The organism is Streptomyces sp. WM6372 (genome assembly GCF_001279655.1).
In the GTDB taxonomy this organism is placed as follows: domain Bacteria; phylum Actinomycetota; class Actinomycetes; order Streptomycetales; family Streptomycetaceae; genus Streptomyces.
Window position 1 is genome coordinate 1 of sequence record NZ_LGDB01000049.1, and the last position, 4,214, is coordinate 4,214.

Annotated in this window: 4 protein-coding genes; all 4 read right to left on the minus strand. The window is 74.8% G+C overall.

The window, feature by feature from the left end:
- Positions 1–135 precede the first annotated feature (135 nt).
- The 4 genes from ADK52_RS06510 to ADK52_RS06525 all read right to left on the minus strand — a co-directional run bounded on the left by ADK52_RS06510 (position 136) and on the right by ADK52_RS06525 (position 4,009).
- Complete coding sequence (locus ADK52_RS06510; RefSeq protein ID WP_053688820.1) at positions 136–330, minus strand: hypothetical protein; 195 nt, start codon at positions 328–330, stop codon at positions 136–138.
- 198 nt (positions 331–528) lie between these two features.
- Entirely contained in the window at positions 529–1,839 is a 1,311-nt protein-coding gene (locus ADK52_RS06515; protein WP_053688821.1) for a DUF58 domain-containing protein, read from the minus strand.
- The gene (locus ADK52_RS06520) at positions 1,839–2,801 is read right to left on the minus strand and encodes an AAA family ATPase (RefSeq protein WP_053688822.1); all 963 of its coding nucleotides are present in this window, start codon (positions 2,799–2,801) and stop codon (positions 1,839–1,841) included. Before ADK52_RS06520 ends, ADK52_RS06515 begins: the two co-directional genes overlap by 1 nt.
- Positions 2,798–4,009, minus strand: a complete 1,212-nt coding sequence (locus ADK52_RS06525) for a DUF4350 domain-containing protein (protein ID WP_053688823.1) — start codon at positions 4,007–4,009, stop codon at positions 2,798–2,800. Before ADK52_RS06525 ends, ADK52_RS06520 begins: the two co-directional genes overlap by 4 nt.
- Between the last annotated feature and the right edge of the window lie 205 nt (positions 4,010–4,214).

A 4,214-nucleotide genomic window follows, 5' to 3' on the forward strand; every position in this document is an offset into this window, starting at 1 on the left:
CTGCAGGGGGGACCCTGTGGGAGAGTAGGACGCCGCCGAACAATCATTGTAGAAAGCCCCGTACCGGGTATCCGGTACGGGGCTTTTCTGCGTTCTGGGTCCGTTTGGCGTGGAAGCGATCCGGCTCCGCTTTTCTCACCAGTCGGCGGGATAGCTCTTGAGGCTGGTGGTGTCGAGCGTCCAGCGGCCGGCGGTGACGGTGTCCCCGAAGGCGTAGGGGACCTTCTTGCGGTAGCGGGTGCCGTCGGGTCCCTCCGAGGGGTCGCTGTGCACGGTGACGCTCTTCTTGTCCTTGCGGGGGTCCACGACGACGTACAGGGGGACTCCCATGCGCGGTGGGGCTCGTCATCGTGAGGAAGAACTGACCGTCGGTGGTCTGCACCTTCCACCGGTCTTCCTGGTGCTCGGCCAGCTCCGCGAGCTGCTCCGCGAAATCGTGCATGCGGCGCATCTGCTCGGGGGTGAAGTCGGCCACGGTGGGCCCTCCTGGTGGGGGTGTCCGACCAGCGTATCCAGTCGGACACCTCCCTAGAGGCGGCCCGCGGCCTTCAGGGACAGGTAGGCGTCGGCCAGGGCCGGGGCCAGGGTGTCCGGGGTGGCGTCGACCACGTGGACTCCGTGACGGGACAGCTGGTCCGCCGTGCGGCGGCGGGTGGCCTGGGACTGGGTGCCGGCCGCGGCCTCGTAGACCGCGTCGAGCGTGCCGCGGGACCGCGTCATCTCCTCGACGCGGGGGTCCGCGACCGAGGCCAGCAGGACCGTGTGGCGCTGCGTGAGGCGGGGGAGGAGCGGGAGCAGGCCTTCCTCTGTCGGGGCGGCGTCCAGGCCCGTCAGGAGGACCACCAGGGACCGGCGCGGGGCGTTGCGGAGGATGGTGGAGACCAGGGTCCGGGTGTCGGTCTCGACGAGCTCCGGTTCCAGCGTGGCCATGGCGTTGACGAAGGCGGGGAGCACGTCGCCGGCCGAGCGGCCCTGGACCTGGGCGCGGGTGCTGCGGTCGTGGGCCAGCAGGTCGACGCGGTCGCCGGCGCGGGAGGCGAGCGCGGCCAGCAGCAGGGCCGCGTCCATGGCCGAGTCCAGGCGGGGGGCGTCGCCGACGCGGCCCGCCGAGGTGCGGCCGGTGTCCAGGCAGATCAGGATGTGCCGGTCACGTTCCGGGCGCCAGGTGCGGACCGCGACCTTGTGCTGGCGGGCGGTGGCCCGCCAGTCGATGGAGCGGGTGTCGTCGCCGGGGACGTAGTCGCGGAGGCTGTCGAACTCGGTGCCCTCGCCGCGCGTCAGGACGCTGGTGCGGCCGTCCAGTTCGCGCAGGCGGGCCAGGCGCGAGGGGAGGTGCTTGCGGCTGGTGAAGGGCGGCAGGACCCGGACCGTCCAGGGGACGGAGTGGGTGCCCTGGCGGGAGAGCAGGCCGAGCGGCCCGTACGAGCGGATCGTCACGCGGTCGGCCCGCCGGTCTCCGCGGCGGGTGGGCAGCAGCCGGGTGGTGATCCGCCGGCGTTCGCCGGGCGGGATCGCCAGGGTGTGCCGGGAGGCGTCGTGCTCGGTGCCCGGGAGCCAGCTGCTGGGGGGCCAGGCGTCGCGGACGCGGGCGCGCAGCGGGCGGCTGCCCGGGTTGGTGACGGTGAGGTGGACCTCGGCGGGCTCGCCGAGGCGCACGGAGGTGTCGCCCGAGCGGGTGAGGGTGAGCCCGCGGACCGGGGCCGCGAGGGCGTAGTCGACGGCGCAGGCCAGGGCGAGGGTGCCGTTGACGGCGAGCATCCCCGTCCAGCTCGGTTCGAGGATGCCGACGGGGATGCTGCCGAGGGCCGCCAGCAGGGCGGCGCGTCCGGTGAGGGCCATCAGCGCGGGACGGGGACGTGGGACAGGATCGCGGTGATGACGGCGTCGGCCGTGACCCCTTCCATCTCGGCCTCCGGGCGGAGCTGGACGCGGTGGCGCAGGGTCGGCAGGGCGAGGGCCTTGACGTCGTCGGGGGTGACGTAGTCGCGGCCGGTGAGCCAGGCCCAGGCGCGGGCGGTGGCCAGCAGGGCGGTCGCGCCGCGCGGGGAGACGCCGAGGGTGAGGGAGGGGGATTCGCGGGTGGCGCGGCAGACGTCGACGACGTACCCGGCGATCTCGGGGGAGACGGACACCTTGGCGACGGCCTCGCGGGCGGCTTCGAGCTCGGCCGGGCCGGCGACGGGGCGCAGGCCGGCGGCCTGGAGGTCGCGGGGGTCGAAGCCGGCGGCGTGCCGGGTCAGGACGCCGATCTCGTCCTCGCGGGAGGGCAGCGGCACGGTGAGCTTGAGGAGGAAGCGGTCGAGCTGGGCCTCGGGGAGGGGGTACGTGCCCTCGTACTCGACGGGGTTCATGGTGGCGGCCACGAGGAACGGCTCGGGCAGCTCGCGCGGGGTGCCGTCGACGGTGACCTGGCGCTCCTCCATGGCTTCGAGGAGGGAGGACTGGGTCTTGGGCGGGGTCCGGTTGATCTCGTCCGCGAGGAGGAGGTTCGTGAAGACCGGGCCGTTCTGGAAGGAGAACTCGGCGGTGCGGGCGTCGTAGACGAGCGAGCCGGTGACGTCGCTGGGCATCAGGTCCGGGGTGAACTGGACACGCTTGGTGTCGAGTTCGAGTGAGGCGGCGAGGGCCCGTACGAGGAGGGTCTTGGCGACGCCGGGTACGCCTTCGAGGAGGACGTGGCCGCGGCACAGGAGGGCGACGACGAGACCGGTGACGGCCGAGTCCTGGCCGACGACGGCCTTTCCGATCTCGGTGCGGATCGCTTCCAGGGAGGAGCGGGCGCTGTCCGTGGTGGCCGTCATGAGGTGCGGACCTCTCTTTCGAGGGCGTCGAGGTGGTCGGCGAGCGCGACGAGCGCCGCGTCGGTGGTGGGCGTGGTGCCGAAGAGGAGTCCGGCCAGGTCCCGGTGACCGTCCGTCAGGCGGGCGGACACGGCGGGGAGCAGGGCCGCGGGGTCGTGGGCCTGGGTGGGCGGTACGCCGACCAGGGCGGCCAGGCGTTCGCGGGCGGCGGCGCGCAGCACGGTGGCGGCGCGGTCGCGGGCGTCGGCCTTGCGGTAGAGGCGGGCGCGGCCCTCGGTGGTCTCGGAGGCGCGGATGGCGACGGGCAGTCGTTCGGTGACGAGGGGGCCGAGGCGGCGGGCGCGCCAGAGGGCGGCGAGGACGGCGGCGGCGAAGAGCTGGAGGAGGGCCCAGCTCCAGCCGCGGGGGAGGAGGTCGAGGAAGCTCTGCTCCTGGGCGGGGCCCTCGTCCTGGACCTCGGCGAGGGAGGGCAGGTACCAGACGAGGTCGGGGCGGGAGCCGAGGAGTTGGAGGGCGAGGGAGGCGTTGCCCTCCGAGGCGAGTTTCTTGTTGAGGAGGATCGCCTCGGAGCCGAGGAGGACGGTGTCGCCGCCGGTGGTGCCGGAGGGGAGGACGAGGAGGGTGGGGTGGCCGCCGTCGGGGTAGCAGGCCGTGCCGGTGGCTCCGTCGGTGGTGTAGCGGTGGTCGCCGCCGGTGGTGGCGCGGCCGGCGGAGGCGGCGGCGGGCAGCGTGCAGCCGGGGTCGAGGTTCTGGTCGAAGGCGGTGCCCTTGGTGCGGGCGGCGGGGGCCAGGTCGGGGAGGCTGATGCTGCCGGGGGCGAGCAGGACGGTGCGGCCGCCGGAGAGGTCGATGGCGGAGCGGATGGCGCGCCGCTGGGTCTCGCCGAGCAGGTCGGGGTCGGTGACCAGGAGGGTGGTGCCGGGGCCGGCCGCGGCGGCGGCCTCGCGGGCGGTGGTGACGACGCGGGTGGTGACTCCGCGGGCCTGGAGCAGTTCGGCCACGGCCCGGCTGCCGTCGGGGTCGGCGGAGCGGGGGTCGAGCCGGCCGTGCCGGCTGCCGGACGCGAGGGCGGCGAGCGTGACGGCGGCGACGAGCAGGATGCCGAGGCAGATCAGGAAGCCCCGCCCCCGCCGCCATGCGGCGCGGGGGGTCGTACGGGGCGTGCCGGTGGCCGGGGCGGCGGGCGGGGCCGGGGTGGGGGCGCTCATGACCGGGGGCCCGTCAGGAGGGGCTTCGCGTGGGTCAGGGTGAGGTCCAGGGTGCGCAGGTGGGCGTACATCTCGGCGGTGGCGGGGCGGGGTGGCCCCCGCAGACCTCCATGGCGGCGCGGAGGGCCCCCCCCTTGCTCCCCCCTCCCCCACCCTCCTCTCCGAGACCCAGGGGGGTGCCATCTGTTCCGCGATCGTCCTCTCC